The sequence below is a fragment of the Calyptranema fuscum S582 genome, assembly GCF_055793305.1.
This window is the reverse complement of record NZ_JBSLYH010000028.1, coordinates 61,698-81,573: the sequence shown is the minus strand read 5'-3', so window position 1 is coordinate 81,573 and position 19,876 is coordinate 61,698. Positions and strand designations below refer to the sequence as shown.

Annotated in this window: 17 protein-coding genes; 12 read left to right on the top strand and 5 right to left on the bottom strand. The window is 50.1% G+C overall.

Annotated elements, in window-relative coordinates; genetic code table 11:
- Positions 1-175 precede the first annotated feature (175 nt).
- The gene (locus ACR6Z4_RS18815) at positions 176-1,255 is read left to right on the top strand and encodes a glycosyl transferase (protein ID WP_479718845.1); all 1,080 of its coding nucleotides are present in this window, start codon (positions 176-178) and stop codon (positions 1,253-1,255) included.
- Between the two features lie 370 nt (positions 1,256-1,625).
- Here ACR6Z4_RS18815 and ACR6Z4_RS18810 read toward each other — a convergent pair whose 3' ends face one another.
- A complete protein-coding gene (locus ACR6Z4_RS18810; RefSeq protein WP_479718844.1) occupies positions 1,626-2,375 on the bottom strand; it encodes a DUF561 domain-containing protein in 750 nt (249 codons plus the stop codon).
- Between the two features lie 105 nt (positions 2,376-2,480).
- On the opposite strand from ACR6Z4_RS18810, the gene ACR6Z4_RS18805 reads away from it, so the two are divergent.
- From ACR6Z4_RS18805 to ACR6Z4_RS18790, 4 genes are all read left to right on the top strand, one after another.
- Positions 2,481-2,774 (top strand): MoaD/ThiS family protein, encoded by a 294-nt coding sequence (locus ACR6Z4_RS18805; RefSeq protein ID WP_479718843.1) that lies wholly within the window; start codon positions 2,481-2,483, stop codon positions 2,772-2,774.
- A gap of 363 nt (positions 2,775-3,137) precedes the next feature.
- Positions 3,138-4,445, top strand: coding sequence for a threonine synthase (gene thrC, locus ACR6Z4_RS18800; protein WP_479718842.1), 1,308 nt, complete (start codon positions 3,138-3,140; stop codon positions 4,443-4,445).
- Between the two features lie 126 nt (positions 4,446-4,571).
- On the top strand, positions 4,572-4,847 hold the full coding sequence (locus tag ACR6Z4_RS18795; RefSeq protein ID WP_479718841.1) for a MoaD/ThiS family protein: 276 nt from the start codon (positions 4,572-4,574) through the stop codon (positions 4,845-4,847).
- Positions 4,848-5,038: 191 nt separating this feature from the next.
- A complete protein-coding gene (locus ACR6Z4_RS18790) occupies positions 5,039-5,779 on the top strand; it encodes a maleate cis-trans isomerase family protein (protein ID WP_479718840.1) in 741 nt (246 codons plus the stop codon).
- A 157-nt stretch (positions 5,780-5,936) separates the two neighbouring features.
- On the opposite strand, the gene ACR6Z4_RS18785 is transcribed toward ACR6Z4_RS18790, so the two are convergent.
- Positions 5,937-6,461: an N-acetyltransferase family protein gene (locus tag ACR6Z4_RS18785; RefSeq protein WP_479718839.1), complete on the bottom strand. Its 525-nt coding sequence runs from the start codon at positions 6,459-6,461 to the stop codon at positions 5,937-5,939.
- A 232-nt stretch (positions 6,462-6,693) separates the two neighbouring features.
- Here ACR6Z4_RS18785 and ACR6Z4_RS18780 point away from each other — a divergent pair, with 232 nt between their 5' ends.
- The 5 genes from ACR6Z4_RS18780 (at position 6,694) to tilS (ending at position 12,990) form a co-directional block, all read left to right on the top strand.
- Positions 6,694-8,451 (top strand): DUF3352 domain-containing protein, encoded by a 1,758-nt coding sequence (locus tag ACR6Z4_RS18780; protein WP_479718838.1) that lies wholly within the window; start codon positions 6,694-6,696, stop codon positions 8,449-8,451.
- Positions 8,452-8,833: 382 nt separating this feature from the next.
- Positions 8,834-9,880: a c-type cytochrome biogenesis protein CcsB gene (gene ccsB / locus ACR6Z4_RS18775; protein ID WP_479718837.1), complete on the top strand. Its 1,047-nt coding sequence runs from the start codon at positions 8,834-8,836 to the stop codon at positions 9,878-9,880.
- 68 nt (positions 9,881-9,948) lie between these two features.
- The gene (locus ACR6Z4_RS18770; protein ID WP_479718836.1) at positions 9,949-10,407 is read left to right on the top strand and encodes a KGK domain-containing protein; all 459 of its coding nucleotides are present in this window, start codon (positions 9,949-9,951) and stop codon (positions 10,405-10,407) included.
- A 396-nt stretch (positions 10,408-10,803) separates the two neighbouring features.
- A complete protein-coding gene (locus ACR6Z4_RS18765; protein ID WP_479718835.1) occupies positions 10,804-11,973 on the top strand; it encodes an HNH endonuclease in 1,170 nt (389 codons plus the stop codon).
- A 12-nt stretch (positions 11,974-11,985) separates the two neighbouring features.
- Positions 11,986-12,990, top strand: coding sequence for a tRNA lysidine(34) synthetase TilS (gene tilS, locus ACR6Z4_RS18760; protein WP_479718834.1), 1,005 nt, complete (start codon positions 11,986-11,988; stop codon positions 12,988-12,990).
- Here the strand turns inward: tilS and ACR6Z4_RS18755 are convergent.
- Entirely contained in the window at positions 12,978-13,709 is a 732-nt protein-coding gene (locus ACR6Z4_RS18755) for a lipoate--protein ligase family protein (protein ID WP_479718873.1), read from the bottom strand. The two genes, tilS and ACR6Z4_RS18755, sit on opposite strands and share 13 nt — an antisense overlap.
- Positions 13,710-13,712: 3 nt before the next feature.
- Complete coding sequence (locus ACR6Z4_RS18750) at positions 13,713-14,186, bottom strand: YbjN domain-containing protein (protein WP_479718833.1); 474 nt, start codon at positions 14,184-14,186, stop codon at positions 13,713-13,715.
- 277 nt (positions 14,187-14,463) lie between these two features.
- On the opposite strand from ACR6Z4_RS18750, the gene ACR6Z4_RS18745 reads away from it, so the two are divergent.
- Positions 14,464-14,973, top strand: coding sequence for a PH domain-containing protein (locus ACR6Z4_RS18745; protein WP_479718832.1), 510 nt, complete (start codon positions 14,464-14,466; stop codon positions 14,971-14,973).
- A gap of 162 nt (positions 14,974-15,135) precedes the next feature.
- On the opposite strand, the gene ACR6Z4_RS18740 is transcribed toward ACR6Z4_RS18745, so the two are convergent.
- The gene (locus ACR6Z4_RS18740) at positions 15,136-16,356 is read right to left on the bottom strand and encodes a chloride channel protein (RefSeq protein WP_479718831.1); all 1,221 of its coding nucleotides are present in this window, start codon (positions 16,354-16,356) and stop codon (positions 15,136-15,138) included.
- Positions 16,357-17,215: 859 nt separating this feature from the next.
- Between ACR6Z4_RS18740 and ACR6Z4_RS18735 the strand changes: the two genes are divergently transcribed.
- Complete coding sequence (locus tag ACR6Z4_RS18735) at positions 17,216-19,792, top strand: GAF domain-containing protein (protein ID WP_479718830.1); 2,577 nt, start codon at positions 17,216-17,218, stop codon at positions 19,790-19,792.
- The last annotated feature ends 84 nt before the right edge of the window (positions 19,793-19,876 follow it).

Below are 19,876 nucleotides of genomic sequence, written 5' to 3'. Positions count from 1 at the left end.
GAAAATCATGGTTCGAATGCTTCGCCCCTACGACGTGCTGGAATGACCTTTTCTAGAAATCGCCTTAGCGCCGGTGTCAGGTTAGTACGATACATAAGTTAACGAGAGCAGCGGTGATGCCGTATCGTCACCCCAAGGTTGCTAAACTAACCTCGTACCTGGGGAGATTTTCACTATGCCTCAGCCCATTTTGTATATTGCTATCACCAATCATGGGTTTGGTCATGCAACCCGAACCGCGTCGATTGTGGCAGACCTGCAACGCGCCTTTCCTGAGTTGCTCGTGATTATGGCAACGACAGCGCCTCGATGGTTGCTAGAGTCTTACATCCAAAAAGATTTTATCCATCGTCCCCGATCGTTTGATGTGGGGGTTTTGCAACGCGATAGTCTGAATATGGACAAGCCTGGAACGCTGGAAAAGCTTCAGCATATTCGTACTCAGGCACATTCAATTATCGCGAGTGAAGTTTCGTTTATCCAACAGAACCGAGTAGGGTTGGTGCTAGCAGACATTCCCCCCCTGACCGCAAAAATAGCGCGTGCCGCTAAGGTTCCCTGCTGGATGATGAGCAATTTTGGCTGGGATTTTATCTATCGCGCCTGGGGCGATGAGTTTATCGGCATCTCAGATTGGATTGCAGACTGTTTTGGAGAGTGCGATCGCCTTTTCCGATTGCCCTTCCATGAACCAATGAGTTCGTTTCCGGTGATTGAAGATATTGGCTTAGTGGGCGGTTCCCCACGCTATCCCAGTGACGAGATCCGATCGCTATTTGGCATTACAACGCCACCCGAAAAGACCATCTTGCTAACTTTCGGCGGATTGGGATTAGCTAAAATTCCCTACGAAAATCTTCAGCGCTTTCCAGACTGGCAATTTATTAGCTTCGACCAGGATGCACCGAAGCTGCCCAATTTGCTAGTGGTGACAGAGCAAAAGTATCGTCCCGTTGACGTCATGCCGCTTTGCAGTCGGGTGGTTTCAAAACCGGGCTATGGCACGTTTGCCGAAGCCTGCCGCCTCAATATTCCGATTTTTTCGATTACCCGCGAAGATTTTGCGGAAGCAGAAATTTTATTAGAAGGATTACAAGACTATGCCCAGCATCAGATTGTCAGCCATACTGACTTTTTTGAGGGAGATTGGGACTTTTTGCGATCGCCCATGAACCCACCCCGTCAGAGCGAACCCCTAGCATTGGATGGCAATCAAACCATTGTCCAGGCGATCATCGACCACTTCCAGTCCTAGTATTACAAACACTAAATTTTGCAACATAGGGGGTTTGGGGGCTGCGCCCCCAAACCCCCTCTAGAACTTTTAAGTTGGTGTACTAGCACGGCTTCATTCTGATCTTCAGCGATTTGTTTAATGTACGGGGTGGGCGTTGCCCACCCCGTACACTAAATGCTTTTAGAGGCGCGACGGCTTCAGAGCTGATTTATAAACAAAGATTTCGATCCCCCTCAATCCCCCTTAAAAAGGGGGACTTGGGTATCTGAACAGATTCCCCCCTTTTGAAGGGGGGTAAGGGGGGATCAAGCGATATTCCTCATTTCAACGCTTAAGCTTTACTTTACAAATTAGCTCTCACCGTCGCCCCCTCTAAAAAATTGCCAAATTAAACTCTGACCCCCGCACGGCTGACGGTATGAAGTGCCTCGACCAGGCTACGCACTGCCGCAATCATGGCAATTTCATCGTTCAGCTTGTTGATCGCAGAACCCACACCGATCCCCGATGCGCCAGCAGCGATCGCCATTGCCGCTGTCACATTCGACAACCCAGATGCACACAATACCGGCACCGGCACGGCACGAGAGATTTCATAGGCAGCTGCCAGAGTCGGTGCTGCTTTTTCAATCAAACCCAATGTCCCTGCATGGACAGGTTCACTGCTGGTGCCACCTTCCGTCTGAATTAAATCTGCCCCGGCTTTAACCAAATCTTCTGCCAGTGCCACCTGTTGATCCAGCGGCAAAATATGCGGCACGGTAACAGAAAGAGTAATAGATGGCAGGAGCGATCGCGTTTGACGGGTCAACTCCAATACTTCTGCCGCCTCAAACCGACGACCCTGGGCATAAAACGCATCGAAATTACCAATCTCAATCAAGTCAGCCCCAGCCTCAACGGCGCTAACAAATCGCTCAGGTTCCACTGCCGAAACACAGATAGGCAAGTGCGTCAGCTGCCGTGCCAACCGAACTAAATCAGGATCAGCAGCAATATCGACAAAGCTTGCACCACCGAGATCCGCCGCTTTTACAGTAGCCGCAACCCGATTAGCGTCAAAATTTGTAATGCCGCTGATAACTTTCAGCGCTGTTCCATGTTTCAAAGCAGCTTGTAGCGTTGCATCGATAGTCATAAGTGTGATCTCATTCAGCACGTTGTAATACACAATTCTGCCACTCTCTGCCGTGGGAGACTAGAGGGAAGGGAGGAATGGAGAGAAGCAAGAGAACATTTGAGCATGACCCCACGACGAATCCCCCCATCGTTGCCACCTAGACAAACCATGATGAAAGTGACAGTCAAATTGTTTGCGGCGTATCAAGAAGCCTATGGGGTATCGGAGTTAAGTCTGGAATTACCCGCTGGCGCGTCGGTTGCAGAAGTCCGCGATCGCCTGATTTCTGAGCATCCTGAGTTAGCGCGTTGGCGTGACCTGACTCGATTTGGAGTCAACCTGCAATTTGTCGAGCCAGATACCGTCCTGAACGAAGGCGATGAAGTCGTACTGATTCCCCCCGTCAGCGGTGGTTAAGGCAAAGCCCAAAGACTTGAGCGCGCGATGGCTCCGCCATCGCGCGCTCAAATTAATGAATTGGTGATCCTAGAATCTACTCGCAACATTACCTCTTCAGATAGGCTTTTGAGCGATCGCATTGCCACAAAAATTAACCTGAACCTCCGCTGACCAGAGAGATCAGCCGAAACCTAATCAAATCAATTACTCGGTCAATCCCGACAAAATTTATCGGGTATATTTGACTGGGTGTTTGATGCCGTGTTACTATCAATTTCCATTGGGTGGGGAACGTTTCACAAGCCTTGCCCTAACTGAATCATCAACGATTGCTGTTTGAGCAGGCTATTAAAACTTGTTAAGTTGGGAGCGAATTCATCCATGACCCAGGCACTACAAACCGCTGGTACTTTATCCACTGCTGCTACCTTTACCGGACTGAAATGTAAGGAATGTGGTGCAGAATACGAAGCTAAAGCAACTCATGTATGCGAATTTTGCTTTGGTCCCCTCGAAGTCGTCTACGACTACAGTGCGCTAGCACGAACCGTTACCCGCGAGAGCATCCAGGCTGGTCCCAACTCCATCTGGCGGTATCGTCCCTTCCTTCCCGTTACAACCGACAACCCGATTGATGTTGGCACGGGCATGACCCCTCTGGTAAAGGCAAATCGCCTCGCCCGTCGTCTGGGGATCAAAAATCTTTACATCAAAAACGATGCCGTGAATATGCCCACCCTCAGCTTCAAGGATCGGGTGGTTTCCGTTGCCCTCACCCGTGCGCGTGAGTTAGGGTTTACCACTGTTTCTTGCGCCAGTACGGGGAACCTGGCAAACTCAACGGCGGCGATCGCTGCCCATGCAGGGTTAGATTGTTGCGTCTTCATCCCAGCCGATCTAGAAGCGGGTAAAGTGTTAGGCACCTTGATCTACGCACCCACCGTCATGGCAGTCCATGGCAACTACGACCAGGTCAACCGTCTGTGCTCAGAAGTCGCCAACAGCCACGGTTGGGGGTTCGTCAACATTAACCTGCGTCCTTACTACTCCGAAGGTTCCAAGACGCTGGGCTATGAAGTGGTTGAGCAACTCGGCTGGCAATTGCCCGATCATGTGGTTGCACCCCTGGCATCGGGTTCGCTGTTCACGAAGATCTACAAAGGCTTCCAGGAATTTATTAAAGTCGGTCTGATCGACGAAAAAGCCGTCCGCTTTAGTGGCGCTCAGGCAGAAGGGTGCTCCCCAATTGCTCAAGCGTTCCGCGAAGGACGTGACTTCATCAATCCGGTGAAACCCAACACAATTGCCAAATCCATTGCGATCGGCAATCCGGCAGATGGCGTCTACGCCGTTGACATTGCCCGTAAGACCAACGGCAATATTGAATCGGTCAACGATGCAGAAATTATCGACGGCATCAAACTGCTGGCAGAAACTGAAGGGATCTTCACGGAAACCGCAGGCGGCACCACGATCGCCACTCTGAAAAAACTGGTTGAAGCTGGCAAAATCAATCCTGACGAAACAACCGTTGCCTACATCACCGGCAATGGCTTGAAGACTCAAGAAGCAGTACAAGGCTATATTGGCGAACCCTTTACCATCGAACCCAAGCTCGATAGCTTTGAGCGGGCTTTGGAACGGGCGCAAACCCTCGATCGCCTGGAATGGCAACAGGTGTTGGTTTAAAAACCACCCCCATCTCCGGGTTAGGTAATATTTTTTGGAAAGGCGCGCGGCGCGCGCCTTTCCAAAAAACCAATCCCAGCACTAGACCATCACCCCTTTGTTTTTACTATTTACTTTCAATTCCTTATGGCTGTTAAAGTTCTGATTCCCACACCTCTGCAAAAGTTCACCAACGAACAAGCCACAATTGAATGCGATGGCAGTTCCATTGCTGAGTTGCTCGATGCCCTCGAAAATAGCTGTCCGGGAATTAAAGCCCGTCTGTGCGATGATCAGGGCGAATTGCGCCGCTTCATCAATTTCTATGTCAACAGTGAAGACATTCGCTTCCTGGAAGGCAAGAACACAACCCTGAATGCGGGTGATGAAGTCAGCATTGTACCTGCGGTTGCAGGGGGTTGATTCTCAGCTTGCGCTTGATCGGCTCTCGTACAACACCTCATACGTCACGCCATTGAGAATTCTCTAAACGCGATCGCCAGTATCTATCCAGAAGATAGGTGCTGGCGATCGCGTTTGAGTGTAACTGTGACTACTGCCTGAATTATTAATACTGGCTAAAGTATTGACCGTCCTTCATTCCGCAGATGCAGATGGGCAAGCGAGTAGTTTTAGGGATGCTGACTCCTTCTTCCAATACAGTATTAGAACCTGTCACCAGTGCGATGTTAGCGGGTTTACCAGAAGCGTCTGCCCATTTTGGTCGGTTTCGAGTCACGGAGATTTCTCTCAGTCAGTCCGCGTTAGCACAATTCGATCTATCTCCCCTGCTGTATGCGGCTGAGTTGTTAGCCGATGCCCAGGTAGATGTAATTGCCTGGAATGGTACATCGGCAGGGTGGCTGGGGTTTGAAGCCGATCTGCAATTATGTGAGGCAATCACTCAAGCCACCGGAATTCCTGCCACGACCTCGGTATTGGCGCTATTGGAAGTATTGCGCGATCGCCAAATTAAGGAACTTGGGTTAGTCACCCCTTATCTGGCGGACGTTCAAGACCGGATTGTGGCAAATTTTGCAGACGCAGGCATTCATTGCATTGCCGAGAAACACCTCAACCTCTCCGTCAATGCTGCCTTCTCTAACGTATCCGCAGACGCGATCGCCTCGATGGTGCATCAAGTCTCAGCCAGCCGACCGGACGCCATCACCACCTTTTGCACCAACCTGCGAGCAGCACCGCTCGTCAATGCATTAGAACAACAGATTGGCATCCCCATCTATGACACCATTGCCGTTGTCCTGTGGAAGTCGTTGATGATGACAGGGGTTAACCCTGCTCGCATCCAGGGTTGGGGTAGCTTATTTGCCACCCCCTATCTGATGGTGACGTAGAGCCGATCCGGGGAATGGATGGTTCGTGCCCTGCGGGCACGAACCATCCATTCCCCGAACCACGTTTTGGATAGGTTCTATAGCACTGTTCGGGTTGCAGAAACGGTGTTGTGGGGCGCAGAGCGCCCCACAACACCGTTTCTATAACTTGCAAATATCAATCCGTCTGTGGCACATACAGCATCTCCATCACACTGGGACGAAAGCCACACCGCTGAAATAGCGCCTGTGCTGCCTCGTTAACCACTACCGTATCCAGCCGAATCTGCTGAATTCCCAATTGCATAAACTGTGCGATCGCCATTTCTACCAATTGCTGGGCAATTCCTTGATGGCGGTAATCCGGTTCTACCCACAGGTCATGAATAAAGCCGTATTGTTTCAGGCGATAGATCGGGATTTCATCCTCTATTGTGGCAACCAAAAATCCGGCTAATTGGGTTTCGGCTGGCAGCAATCTCTCAGGCGATACCTCAGGGGATATCCCAGGCGATGCCTCAGCGACCAGAAAGATGGCTTGTGGCTGTTGCGTTAAGCGGGTCAGCCATCGGCGATAGCGCTCAGCCGGATTGGGCAAAAATCCATATTTGTCAGCGTCCCAGGTTTCATGCAACGCACAGATCTGCGCCACCATGGGCAAGACCTGAGGCACATCATCAGGTTGGGCAGGGCGGATACGCATAGGCGGGTAGGGCGATCGCTATTTTAGAGGAGTCACTGTTTTATCAAGGATCACACGTTAAATAAAACCCAGAAATTCATTTTTGGAAGCGCGGTGTTGCCGCGCTTCCAAAAATAAAATCTTTAGTTTTATTAAATCCACAATCCCAAGCTAGCCCCAGATGCGGCTGCATCTGCCCCAACAAACCTGCTAGATTGACAGAGCACGTGTGTTGAGGGTTGGGTCTAGATCTATGATCCTGAAGCAAAAGTCTATCTTGATTTTGATTTCGGGGGCTGTCGCAGGTCTCACCTTAGGAGGAGTCAGCGCATATTGGTGGCTCAATTCTCAACGCCCCTTACCCCCAGAATTGCCCGTTGGAGCTGATCTGATTCCGCAGGAAACCATTATGACGGTTTCTGTTGCGACGGATGAACGGCAATGGCAACGGCTGAAGCAATTTGGTACACCTGCTAGCCAGGAGATGTGGGAGAAACAGCTGGCAGAATGGCGCGATCGCCTATTGGATAGTGAGAACCTCGACTATCAACAAGACATTCAACCCTGGGTTGGTCAAGAAATTACGATCGCCTTTTTGTCCTCTACCCCTGCAAATGCACAGTCTGACGAGACGGTTCGCCCGCTCAGAGACGATCAGTCTGTCGTCATTTTGCTGCCGATCAGCAATCCCGCCCAGGCTCAGGCTGTTTTAGCTCGACTGAACCCATCAGGAACACCAGCCCCATCTCGGAATTACAAAGGGGTACCCATTAGTCAGTTGCCAGGGGTAACAGATACCCCCCAATTTTCGACGGTATTGAACAACCAAACTGTTGCCGTATCGAAAGATGAACAGGCGATCGAACGGGTGATTGATACCTTTAAGGGAGAATCGTCCGTTGCCGATACCGCAGGCTATCGTCGAGCCTTCGAGCAAATTTCTGTATCACAGCCCTTCATCCGGCTATATGTCAATGCCCCGCAAGCCAGGGAATTAGCAACTGCTAACTCGATTCAATCCGTTCCCCTGCGAGGCTTAACGCCCCTACAACACAATCAGGGCATTGCCATGACCGCAACGTTAGATGGCTCAGGTTTGCGTATTCGTGGGGTGAACTGGTTGCCCAGTAACAGTCCACAACGGTATGCCGTGACCAATAACGCCCGACAGATGCCACAACTGCTACCCGCCAATACGGCATTGATGATGTCTGGGGGCAGCTTAAAACAGGTCTGGCAATCCTATAGCCAAACATCTACGGCTGAACCAGATCAATTAGCCAATCCCAACATTTTACAACAAGCCATTCGCACCACCACCGGGTTAGACCCAGAACAAGACCTGATCCCCTGGATGGACGGAGAGTTTGCCATCGCCGCGATCGCCGCTCTGGAACCTGCAACCGATCCAGAAAAATCCGCTTCGGGGTTAGTGATGATGATTGAAACGAGCGATCGCACTGCTGCCGAAGCTGCCTTCAAAAAACTAGACCAGGTGATGCAATCGCGCTATGGCTTTAAAGTGAGCGAAGCCAACGTCAACGATCAAGCGGTCACCCGTTGGGATTCCCGGTTTGGTTCCGTGCATGTCACCCGAGGTTGGCTAGAGCGAGATGTCGCTTTTCTAGTCCTGGGTTCGACCGTGACCGAGAGCTTTTTACCCAAACCCGAAACCCCTCTGGCGGATGTTGAACTGTATCAATCAACTACGGCTTCCTCGCTGAGTTCTAATAACGGGCACTTTTTTATCGATCTCGATCGCCTGTTTAAGCCAGAAAGCCAGTTGCCCCTGCCCAACATACCGGGTAAAGCCGATGAGTTTTTATCAGCCATTCGAGCGATCGGCGTCACCGCTACGATTCAAGGGGAACGCAGCACTCGTTACGACATTAATGTGTTGCTCCGCAAGCTAGAGCGACCCGATAACACCCCACCCTCACCTCAAGAGATTTTGCCCCCCGAATCATTTCCGACACCGCCCCCCGACAATGCCCCTGCAACCTCTCCCTGAGAATCATTGTGAAAGCGCCCACCCTTCAGGTGGGCGCTTTCACAGCTGATGTACAGCCATTTTCAATTGATTAAGCCACAGATTTTTTGTTGTGTGCCGCGCTCCGCGCGGCACACAACAAAAAAATCTAACCATATTCAAGCGCGAAGCGCTGTAAGGTCGCTACCTACAACAAGCATGGTATTAAACAACAGATCCCTAACTATCCGGTTCAAGACTCGGTAGGATAAGAGTGGCATCGATCATCGTTAGCCTCAAGATTTTAAGTGTGATTGGCTGGACACGTTAACACAGTCAACCTGTTTAGCCAACCACACTCAAACATGACATCCTGCCAATTGCTATATAATTCTGCTCGACTCGCTGTTAGGGGGAACACTGCATGGATCTAGTTACTTTACAGAACTGGTTAGATAACGCTTCATTTGCTGTTCTGTTTCTCACCATGCTGATTTATTGGTCAGGGGCAGCCTTTCCGGGCATTCCCTATCTCCCTGCCTTAGGTAGCGCGGGTATGGCGATCGCCAATCTGGGTATTGCTACCTTACTGGGTGCGCGATGGATCGAAGCCGGATATTTCCCTCTCAGTAATTTGTATGAGTCTCTGTTCTTTATCGCCTGGGGCATCACCACCATGCACCTAGTGGCAGAAAGAATGAGCCGCAGCAACTGGGTCGGGATAGTCACCGCACCTGTCGCCATGGCAATTAGCGCCTTTGCCACCCTGTCATTGCCCGCCCAAATGCAACATGCAGAACCGCTCGTTCCGGCACTCAAGTCCAATTGGTTGATGATGCATGTCAGCGTCATGTTGCTCAGCTACGCCGCCTTGATGGTCGGTGCCTTACTGGCGATCGCCTTTTTAGTTGCCACCTGGGGCAAGCCAGTCGAATTACACGGCAGTTCCGTAGGCACCGGAGCCTATCGCAGCGATCGCTACCAACTGCGTCGGGCAGAAACCTTAGCCGCTAATGAATTAGCCGCCGGTGAGCTGGAAATGGCAGAAGCGGCGATCGCGGCGGCTAAAACCGGCAGTAACACTGCTGTCCTCAATCCCGTGGCGGCTCGTCCTGCCCAGAAAACTACTCCAACCCTATCGCCCCAACGTCTCAACCTAGCAGACACCCTCGATAACATTAGTTACCGCATGATTGGTCTGGGCTTTCCCTTGCTGACGATTGGCATCATTGCCGGAGCCGTCTGGGCAAACGAAGCCTGGGGATCTTACTGGAGCTGGGATCCCAAAGAAACCTGGGCATTGATTACCTGGCTGGTGTTTGCTGCCTACCTGCACGCTCGTATCACCCGTGGCTGGCAAGGTCGCCGTCCCGCAATTCTGGCAGCATCAGGGTTTGTTGTCGTTTGGATTTGCTATCTAGGCGTTAACCTGTTAGGAAAAGGGTTACATAGTTACGGCTGGTTTTTCTAAGCACAATGTCCTCCGGTCGTGCCCCTTCTCAAATGTTTTGCACGAACATCAAACGCTGAGCAATACGCATGGATCAAGAATTTGGGCTGTTGAATGATAACGAAGTTCTCCACATCATCAGAGGTCGGATCTTGATGTCAAATCCGACCTTTCGTGTGAGCGAATTTCTAGATACCCTGGCGCAATTGATCAGCGAACAGGAAGAAGAATGGACTGAAGATAGCGAAGGTTGGTTTAACGAGGGTTTGCCATGCGAAGCGCTGCGTCTGGGCAACCAGGGCTGGCAACGAGGTAAAGTGCGCATCCGCCTGGAATTTTGTCCCGATCCACCCCCCAAACTGCTCAAAGAAAGCCCCCGCAGCCGTGAAGAAATTCGCCCCCGCGAAGACCCTCGATTTCGCGAAGAGATTCGCCCCCGCGAAGATACCCGTCGTCGCCCCAACCGTGAAGATATCTATTCACGGGAAGAACCCTACAGCCGGGGAGGCAGTGACGTTTACCCAGCCGATGAAATGACCGATTACTAGTGTTGCAAACACGAAATTTTGCAACATGGGGGTTTGGGGGCTGCGCCCCCAAGAGGGGGTAGAACCCCCTCCACCCCCTCTAAAACTTTTAAGTTGGTGTACTAGATTTATATTTGGCAGCGCAGCGTCGCTGCGCTGGCAACCATAAATCTTCGACATGAAGTATTAAAAAGCGGCGCAGAGCGCCGCTTTTTAATACTTCATAATCCTGGTTCTAAATGCGCAGCACCCTACAAAACAACTTTGACCCCACGACTGTGACCCCATGAGAAGATTTCATGAGCCAGAGTGTTAGTCCATGAATTCTAAAAGGGCATGAGTTAAGTTAGGAGCGTGGATTTAATAAAATCACGATCCTGAGATTGATCTGCTGCCATCATCGCAATTTTCTTCACTATGGATTTCTTGAAAGAAGCACACAAACTTGCGGAAGCCGCTAAAGCAACATCGGAAACCGTTGCTCATTCCGTCAGCAAAATGGCGGAAGACATGAATCAAGCGGTTGTTGAAATGACTCAAGCCAGCAAGAGTGCCGTTGAAGACTTTAGCGATCGCACTGCCCAATCGACTCAACACACCCTGGAAACAGTAGCCCAGACCCTGGAGATACATCGACTGAGTGCTGCTGAAGCAATGCAGCAAACCTTTGACCAGACATCTGAACAAGTTCTGAGTGCGATCGCACTGGCAATAGGAGCATCGGGACTCAGCATCGCGAATTCCCTGAAAGATGTGCCCAGAACTGTGGAACAACTGGCAAACGACATGCCCAAAATTGCTCAACGGCTGCGACATGGAGCAGGGATTCGGGTGGGTGATCCATCGCGATCCGATGCCGATGTCATGGGGCTGTTTGACAAAATTCCAGGAACATCCAAGTTGGGAGCCAACGAACGCACAATTCGTGAATTTCTGGCAGATAAACAGGGAAGTCATGTGATTCCGCGATCGCAAGGCGGGGGCAATGGTGCCGATAATATCGTCTGGGAAATTGGCGTCGATAATTTCCGGCGGGGCGCGAACGTCATGACGGGGGGCGAACAGCTTTATATCCGGGTTTATAATGCGGTAGATTCCATCGTCAAAAACTCTGGCGCGATCGCTCAATTGGGGTTAGCAGCTACAGGAACAGCCATTTTGACCCAAACCCTGGTCACAGCCGTTGCTTATACCCTGGATCTCTATCGCGGTGACATTACCCTTGATGAATTCAAAACCAAAATTATTGCCGTAGCAGTCACAACCGGCGTGACAGCGCCCATTTTCTTTGTCATCCTCATTGCCGTGTTAGCGCTGTTCCCAGAACTTACCGTGCTTCTGGCGGCTCCGGTCGTTGTGGCAGGCTTTAATGCCCTCTTCGGCGTGAGTATCGCCTTACCAATTATCCAATCTCTTCTACGGCACCTGGAGGCAGGCGGCTTTGGTCAAGAGATATCAACCGAGTACGAAGCAATGCGTCAGCAAGCACAGGATTGGATTAACGCTTCGACGAACGACCTCAGACGGTATTGTGAAACCCTGGTTTCCGGAAACACCCCCGTTTTATCCGCGCCCACTGACTCCTAAAACCGTTGGCGCATGACACATTCCGTTCCCCCCTGGACTGCCCTACACGATCGCCTGCATCGGACTCTGCGTCAGCGACAGCTGTTGTCAAAACATCAGCGGCTGCTGGTTGCTGTGTCAGGCGGACAAGATTCCCTCTGTCTCATACGGCTATTGCTCGATCTGCAACCAAAATGGGGTTGGACAGTGGCGATCGCCCATTGCAATCATCGCTGGCGAGACGATTCCACCGCCAATGCAGAGTATGTGCAACACCTGGCAGCCACCTGGCAGATCCCTTATTTTCAGGCGATCGCCACCGTTCCACCCAACAGCGAAGCTGCCGCCAGAGAATGGCGCTATACCGTCCTGGCAGATATATCCCTGGAGCAGAACTATCCCACCGTGATCACAGGACATACCTTGAGCGATCGCGCCGAAACATTGTTGTATAACCTGATGCGAGGTAGCGGTTCCGATGGCCTGCAAGCCCTGACCTGGCGACGAGAGCTAGTTCCCGGTGTGCAGCTGATCCGCCCGCTGTTAGAGATCAGCCGAGCAGAAACGGCAACCTTTTGCCAGGATGCCAACCTAAACATCTGGCAAGACACGACCAATCAAGACTGGCACTACGCCCGCAACCGCATTCGTCAAGAACTGCTGCCCTACCTGCAAACCCATTTCAATCCCCAGGTCGAACAGGCTCTGGCACAAACCGCAGACCTATTGCAAGCCGAAGTAGACTATCTCCAAAGTGAAGCCCACAGCCTGTATACCCGAGTCGTGGCAAGAGATGAAGCTGCCTTGATCCATGGCTATCGGCTGAATCGTCCCCTACTCAAAGCAGCACCCTTAGCCCTGCAACGGCGAGTCATGCGGCAGTTCCTCACCCAACTTTTGCCGACCGCTCCGGGCTTTGACCATATCGAAAAGCTCACAGCATTGATCACGGCTGCCAACCGCAGCCAAACCGATCCCTTTCCAGGCGGGGCGATCGCCACAGTCGAGGGAGATTGGATTCTGATTCAGATCCGTTGAATCGCTGCCCATTCAGCCGCAGTTAACGGCTGAGGCTCTAATGTCACACCAAAACATTGGCTGGCTGCTTTGACCAGTGCCTCGGTGATGGTGGGAATCGCTTGCACCTGCGACAGCTCCAGTGGCAGATCCAGGGGTTGCAGATCCATGCCAAAGACTTGCCGAAATAAGCCTGGATCAGGATTAAGCCGCATCGAACCATGCTGCAAAACGGCATTGCCTCGCCGCAGTTGGGCACTACCAATAAATTTGCTGCCATTGCTCAAGACTAAATCGGCAGCGGTAGCCGTACCAAAACAATTGGGATTGTGAATATAACCCCGTCCTGCTTGCCCATAGTGAAGGGTGACCTGAAGCGATCGCCAACCTTCAATTAAAAACTGACACAGTGCCTCATAGACTTGCGTACGATTCCCCGGCATCTGGGACGTGATCACCGCATAGGTCAAATCTCCTTGATGCAACACTGCCCGTCCGCCACTGGGACGTCGCACCAAATCGACTGCCTGGTTGTTCCAGGTCAACTGCTGCCAATGGTCGGGATAGTGGCGCTGATGATAGCCCAACGAAATAGCAGCGGGTGCCCAGCCATAAAACCGCAACGTCGGTGGCTGTAGAGCCTGACAATGTTGCTCAAACAACCACCGATCGATCGCCATCTGGAGATGCCCAGGAGCTTCCAATGGAGGAATCAATCGCCAAATCGTGCTATTCAGAATGGCTTAACTCATGCCGTAGTCAGCCTGAAGAATTTCGTCATACTCATCGGCGATCGTGGCAACAACGGTAATATTGCGCGAAACCTCTGCCGGGGAAAGTTCTGCAACAGTTCTCGCTGCCGACACAACAATACAGTCATCAAAAATACTAAACCGAGCCTCAAAGGTACTCGTCCAATTCAACTCCAACAATTTTTTCATCAGAGCAGATTCATGTTGAGCAGGCAATTTTAGGACGGCTGACCACACGGTAAACGTATCTTCATCCGTTAAGCCAGTGAGTTGAACAAATACCTCAACGCTGCCGTATTTAAATTTCCAGAGGAAACTCTCGTCAGTATGACTGACCATTGCACTCTGGTCTTCTTGCAAGCTAGAAATAACAGTCTCAATAACTTCCAGATAGCTCGTCGTTGTTTTGGTGCCATCTTCAAGCCCATCAGACAACGATTCCAGGTTTGATTGGTAAGACATCATAAAATCAAAAATTCTCTCTTGGAACTGAGCTAGATCACTGTAACCACATCTCTTACTAGACCAATCTAGCTTTTGTTGCCGAAGTCGTCCGAGAGTCTCTTAATATTTTTACTTTTTGTGACATGGCTTTCGTCGTCTGGCATTGCTGATGTGAGCGATATTTTGACTTTTATGCATTATTTAATACAGCACCCTACAGAGTATGGTAGGACAGGAAATAGGGAGGCACCGTTCCTCCATCTTCTCCTTTTGCCCTGCTTACAAGGACATAGCGGCAATGAGTCACAGCTTTAAATTGGCACCGATGTCACCCCTATTTAAGGGATTGACCCTCGTCGTTTTAGTGATTCCTCTGTTGTTCGGAATTTTGGCATTGGTTCTACGCGATCGCTTAATGGGCATCGTTTTTGCATCACTCCTGGTGCTGTATGCCGGTGTCTGGCTGGGATGTCGTCCATCTCGCTTTGTCGTTTCGCACCATAGCCTGGAACTGGTTTTTCCGGCTTGGCGACGCAACATTCCACTCCGAAGTATCACGAGGGTTCGGGTGCTCAATCCAACTGAATTTCAGCAAGAATTTGGCTGGGCAATCCGGATTGGCGTCGGTGGTTTGTGGGGTGGGTTTGGCTGGCTATGGACGTCTCGACGGGGCCTATTAGAGTTTTACATCTCCCAAACCGATCGCTTCATCTTACTGGAACGGTCAACCGGAACTAACCTTTTGATCACCCCAGATCAGCCCACACTGTTTATAGAAACTGTTCAAGCTATCCTTTCTATGCCCTGATGTCACAAACTATCGCCAATAAAACTATCGCCAATAATATAGCAATTGTGAAAGTGCCCGCCCGAAGGGCGGGCACTTTCACAACGGATTTAGGATCGCTATATACCTTGCTGCGTGAGAGCCGCGCTCTGCGCGGCTCTCACGCAACCGTAATTAGCAAGGTCATTCCGGTTGATGCTCCATCTTCAGCTGAGAATCAATAAAAGGATGGCGGGGAGCCAGGAAAAACCCTACGATACTGGCAAAAAGAATGGGGGTAAAAGTGCCCAGACCCGTCAATTTAGCCAATAGTAACGTGGTGCTGATGGGTGTTCGAGTGACCGTTGCATTCAGTGCCGCCATGACACTGATCATGGCTAATGTTTCGTTAGAACCAGGATAAGTGATGGCGATCGCCTTGCCTAAACAAGCTCCGATAAAGAACAACGGAATAATAATGCCACCACGCCATCCGCCTGTAACGGTGATGCTAATTGCAACCATTTTGGCGATCGCCAAACCCAACAGAAAAGCGATAGAAAAGTGCCCCTCTGCGATCGTCTCTAGCTGATGTTCACCAAAAAATCGAGTCAGGGGAAAAAGCACCGCCAGTATACCCAACCCTAACCCTGCTAGAGTTGTCCGCACATAAATCACGCTCACAGATTCTAAAACGTGACGACAACGGCGGAAGATCCAAATAAACAGCCAACCGGCGATCGCCCCGATAATGCCATAGGCGATCGCCTCAGCAAAATCAAACAGACTTTCAACGGTATATTGCGGAAACTGCCAAACGGGACCGATACCCAGTTGAGTAATAGCAACAAAAATGCTGTAGCTGGCACAACTTGCCACAATTGCAGGCAAAATGGCCTCCGAATATTGCACCACATGCTGATGATGCAAAATTTCTAACGCAAAGAACGTACCCCCCAACGGCGCACCAAACAATACAGTAAAACCAGACGCCATGCCAGCAATACTCAACGTTCGTAGAGCCTCTCCCCGTAGCCGAAAGTGGTCAGCCAACCAGGTTCCCAGCGACCCTGTAACCTGCACCATAGGGGCTTCGGGGCCCGCACTACCGCCACTGGCAATACTGATCAGCGACGACAAAATCATCGAAGGATTTTCGCGTAGGGCTAATCGCCCACCATTCAGATGAATATTGTCAATCACCAGCCCAATTTCCCCCGGATTGCCTAACCGATGAATCACCAAACCCACCAGAAAACCTGCCAGGGGCATCACAATTAACAAAGACAGCCCATGAAACTGCTCAAAGACCTGCATCAAGTTGGATAAAGCAACCCAATATAATGCCGCAAACAAACCGCAAGCAATCCCCAGACACGCCCACAGTAACGTGGACCGGGTTAAAGTGATCGGGTTTTGTTTCATTATTTATTCCTGCACAAATGAAAAGGCATTAGAAGCGTTGGCGTTTCAAGACTATCGACAGTTAAGATTCAACAAGATTTATAGAGAGATCTTGAAATAAATCTCACTCCCAGTGGCATAAAGCCGATGGTTGAAGAAATTTCACTCTATTTGGGGAATACTAAAGATCATGGATGTAACAATACCGACATTTTATGTTTGGCAGCGTGGCGGCGGCACACTACCAAACATAAACGTTCAAATCTGGTTTAATTCGTAATCCTAAAGGGATTGGCACGAGAATTAAAGTTTTCTCATAAGAAAAATTAGTTCCCCCAATAGGTTAATTGAGACATCGAATTCAAACGATGAAAGGGTGTAGAAGTAGCGTTCCTGGAGTGATTTCCCCAACAGGTGATCAGTCAGTGATCGTCATTAAATATAGACTATTAGAACCCTGTACCGCCTGCACAGTAGGTAGTACAGGGTTTTAGAACTAGATATTTAATAGTGCAGAGTGACTGACCACACACGAAAAGGTAAAGACTTCAATCCAAAACTCTGAGTTGTTGACAGGAATCATTCCAAATCTACTGCACAATTCTCCACAATCAGGTAAAGCCTTCGGATCACAACTTAATTAAAACCCGGACGTTTATTGTTGGAAGCGCGGCTCCGCCGCGCTTCCAACAATAAATCTTCGGTTTTATTAAATCCGCAATCCTTAGGAATGAGAACTGGATAACGTCGATAATTTGTTACACGGGCGAACGATCGCTCGTCCCTGCAAACGATTCAATCGTCGATCTTATTTAATCTACGATCCTTAACGCATTAAGAACACGTTGGATGAGATTCCAGGTATGGGATCAGGGATACTATGTCGAAACTTACTGGACGCAGCAATTCGGGTCACTCCTCACATCGTCAACCACACCAGCGTCTTTTGAGAGGCAGCAGACGGAACGCCTGCCCGATCTCGACTCATCCCCTAGAATTCTTACGTGGCAATCTGTCCCAGCACATTCTCGACATCAGTCCTAACATTATCTATGTGTACAACGTGCATGAGCCAGCCTGTTTGTATGTAAACCAACGGGTGGAACAGGTCTTGGGGTATACGCCAACCAGCATTCAAACCATGACAGCCACCTCGTTGGCTCAATTGATTCATCCAGCAGATTGGGATGAAATGAAACAGCATATAAGGTGCTGGAAGACCTGGCAAAAAGCAGACGTGCTGGCATGGGAATGTCGAGTAAAACAGTCCAACGGTCAGTGGAAATGGTTGCGATCGCACGAAACAGTTCTGCAATTCACTGCCGAAGGATTGCCCCAGCACATTGTCGGGATGGCACACGATATCACGATTCAAAAACAATCAGAACAAGAATTGCGATCGCAACTTCACCAAAAACAACTGACCGAAACGATCACGCGCCACATTCGCCAATCGCTAGATCTCAACACCATCCTTCAAACCACAGTTCAAGAAGTACAGCATTTACTCAAAGCCGATCGGGTTTTGATTTATCGATTTTTACCTGACAAACCAGCCAGTACCGTTGTGGTTGAAGCCTGTCTACCAGAGTTACCTTCTTTGTTAGATTGGACAATTGGTAGCTCTCAACTAGACCAGGAATGGCACATTGAACCCTTCTGCCATGGTGAAATTCGGGCGATCGCCAATATTACAACATCTACCCTTGACCCGGCATATAAACACCTGTTGCAATCGTTTGCCGTCAAAGCACAGCTTGATATTCCCATTATCAGAAATCTGCCAGAGATTGAGCGGACGACAGATCTGCAACAGACAGCCCTCTGTTATTGCGCCTTGCAACCAACCTGTCACTTGAAACAGCCAATCGACCACCAATTGTGGGGGCTACTGGTGGTTCAACAATGCCAAACCGAAAGAGACTGGCAACCCTGGGAAATTCAATTACTAAAACAAGTGGAAAATCAGTTGGCAGTCGCGATTCAGCAATCTGAATTATACAAACAACTTCAGCAGCTTAATGCATCGTTAGAATTACAAGTCAAAGACCGAACCGAGCAACTCCAGGAAGCGTTAGATTTTGAAGCTGTCCTCAAACGCATTACGGATAAAGTGCGGGATTCATTAGATGAAGCCTTGATTTTGCAAACAGCCGTACGAGAATTGGCGATCGCCTTTGATGCCACGACCTGTTATGCCTCGCTTTATGACCTGGAACAGCAGATTGCAACCATTCGCTATGAATACACGACACCTAATACATCGTTACAAGGCATTGCAGTACCGATGAATCAGGCGGCTGTGCTGTATGAATCACTGATTCAACAGCAATCTGTGCAATTTTGCCCCTGGATGCCACCCCCTGGTGAGAGAGCAGCCATCCTTACCTGTCCGATGTTTGACGACCACGGCACTCTGGGCGATATCCGACTGATTCATCAGCCCAAACATATCTTTAGCCAACCTGAAATCCGGCTGATGCAACACGTTGCCAATCAATGTGCGATCGCTCTACGTCAGTCTCGCCTCTATCAAGCCGCCAAAGAACAGGTCAGAGAACTAGAAAAACTAAACAACCTCAAAGATGATTTTCTTAACACGATTTCTCACGAACTGCGAACCCCGTTATCTAGCATCAGGATGGTGGTGCAAGTCCTTGAAATCATTTTTCAAGATTGCTTTGGGCATGAATGGGCTGAAGTCGGTTTAGATTTGAACTCAACTACAGCGCTCAGTCCTATAGCCTCCCCCATTCGTGGCAAGCCACAACAAACAGGCTCTTATCCCGCTTCCACGACACCCGTTGAGGAACAGTGTGAGCCGCTTAATCCTGTCAAACAAAAGGCAATTAAAGCTGCCCATTGCCTCAAAATTTTACAAGAAGAAAGCGATCGCGAAATTAATTTGATTAACGATCTGTTGACCCTCCAACAATTAGAAGCAGGCAATCAACCCTTCATCCCCAGCCTGATTCATCTACAAAACTGGATTCCTCAAGTCACCGAAACCTTCGAAGAACGATTCCACGATCACCAGCAACAACTCTTGCTGAACCTGCCTTCAGACCTGCCTCCGCTGACAACCGATCTGTATATGTTCAACCGGATCTTGGGAGAACTATTGACCAATGCCTACAAATTCACCCCGCCCGGTGCCGTCATTACCGTCACAGCCCAGCCGTCTGCTCATCCGACAACACCCCCCATACCCTGCATTACCCTGACCCTGAGCAATTCTGGCATTGAAATTCCGCAGGCAGAACTGGCGCTAATTTTCGATCGCTTCTATCGCATTCCCAGTGCCGATCCTTGGAAATATGGAGGAACGGGATTAGGACTGGCATTGGTAAAGAAACTGACCACCTATTTAGGCGGTTGGGTGTGGGCAGAAAGCGATAGGAATGAAACCCGTTTCCTGGTGCAATTGCCGATCAACCTTCAGAAGCACAGCTCATAGTCTTCGCACCTGGATAAATCACGGGTGTTATGAGAGAGCCGCGCAGGGCGCGGCTCTCTCATAACACCTTGTGCGCTCCGATCC

Bases quoted from the DNA above. Each gene is read 5' to 3' on its own strand.
- ACR6Z4_RS18785 (WP_479718839.1), bottom strand. From the start codon at position 6,461: ATGCGTATCCGCCCTGCCCAACCTGATGATGTGCCTCAGGTCTTGCCC.
- ACR6Z4_RS18740 (WP_479718831.1), bottom strand. From the start codon at position 16,356: ATGAAACAAAACCCGATCACTTTAACCCGGTCCACGTTACTGTGGGCG.
- ccsB (WP_479718837.1), top strand. From the start codon at position 8,834: ATGGATCTAGTTACTTTACAGAACTGGTTAGATAACGCTTCATTTGCT.
- tilS (WP_479718834.1), top strand. From the start codon at position 11,986: ATGACACATTCCGTTCCCCCCTGGACTGCCCTACACGATCGCCTGCAT.
- thrC (WP_479718842.1), top strand. From the start codon at position 3,138: ATGACCCAGGCACTACAAACCGCTGGTACTTTATCCACTGCTGCTACC.
- ACR6Z4_RS18780 (WP_479718838.1), top strand. From the start codon at position 6,694: ATGATCCTGAAGCAAAAGTCTATCTTGATTTTGATTTCGGGGGCTGTC.
- ACR6Z4_RS18815 (WP_479718845.1), top strand. From the start codon at position 176: ATGCCTCAGCCCATTTTGTATATTGCTATCACCAATCATGGGTTTGGT.
- ACR6Z4_RS18765 (WP_479718835.1), top strand. From the start codon at position 10,804: ATGGATTTCTTGAAAGAAGCACACAAACTTGCGGAAGCCGCTAAAGCA.
- ACR6Z4_RS18745 (WP_479718832.1), top strand. From the start codon at position 14,464: ATGAGTCACAGCTTTAAATTGGCACCGATGTCACCCCTATTTAAGGGA.
- ACR6Z4_RS18810 (WP_479718844.1), bottom strand. From the start codon at position 2,375: ATGACTATCGATGCAACGCTACAAGCTGCTTTGAAACATGGAACAGCG.
- ACR6Z4_RS18770 (WP_479718836.1), top strand. From the start codon at position 9,949: ATGGATCAAGAATTTGGGCTGTTGAATGATAACGAAGTTCTCCACATC.
- ACR6Z4_RS18805 (WP_479718843.1), top strand. From the start codon at position 2,481: ATGACCCCACGACGAATCCCCCCATCGTTGCCACCTAGACAAACCATG.
- ACR6Z4_RS18790 (WP_479718840.1), top strand. From the start codon at position 5,039: ATGGGCAAGCGAGTAGTTTTAGGGATGCTGACTCCTTCTTCCAATACA.
- ACR6Z4_RS18750 (WP_479718833.1), bottom strand. From the start codon at position 14,186: ATGATGTCTTACCAATCAAACCTGGAATCGTTGTCTGATGGGCTTGAA.
- ACR6Z4_RS18795 (WP_479718841.1), top strand. From the start codon at position 4,572: ATGGCTGTTAAAGTTCTGATTCCCACACCTCTGCAAAAGTTCACCAAC.
- ACR6Z4_RS18735 (WP_479718830.1), top strand. From the start codon at position 17,216: ATGTCGAAACTTACTGGACGCAGCAATTCGGGTCACTCCTCACATCGT.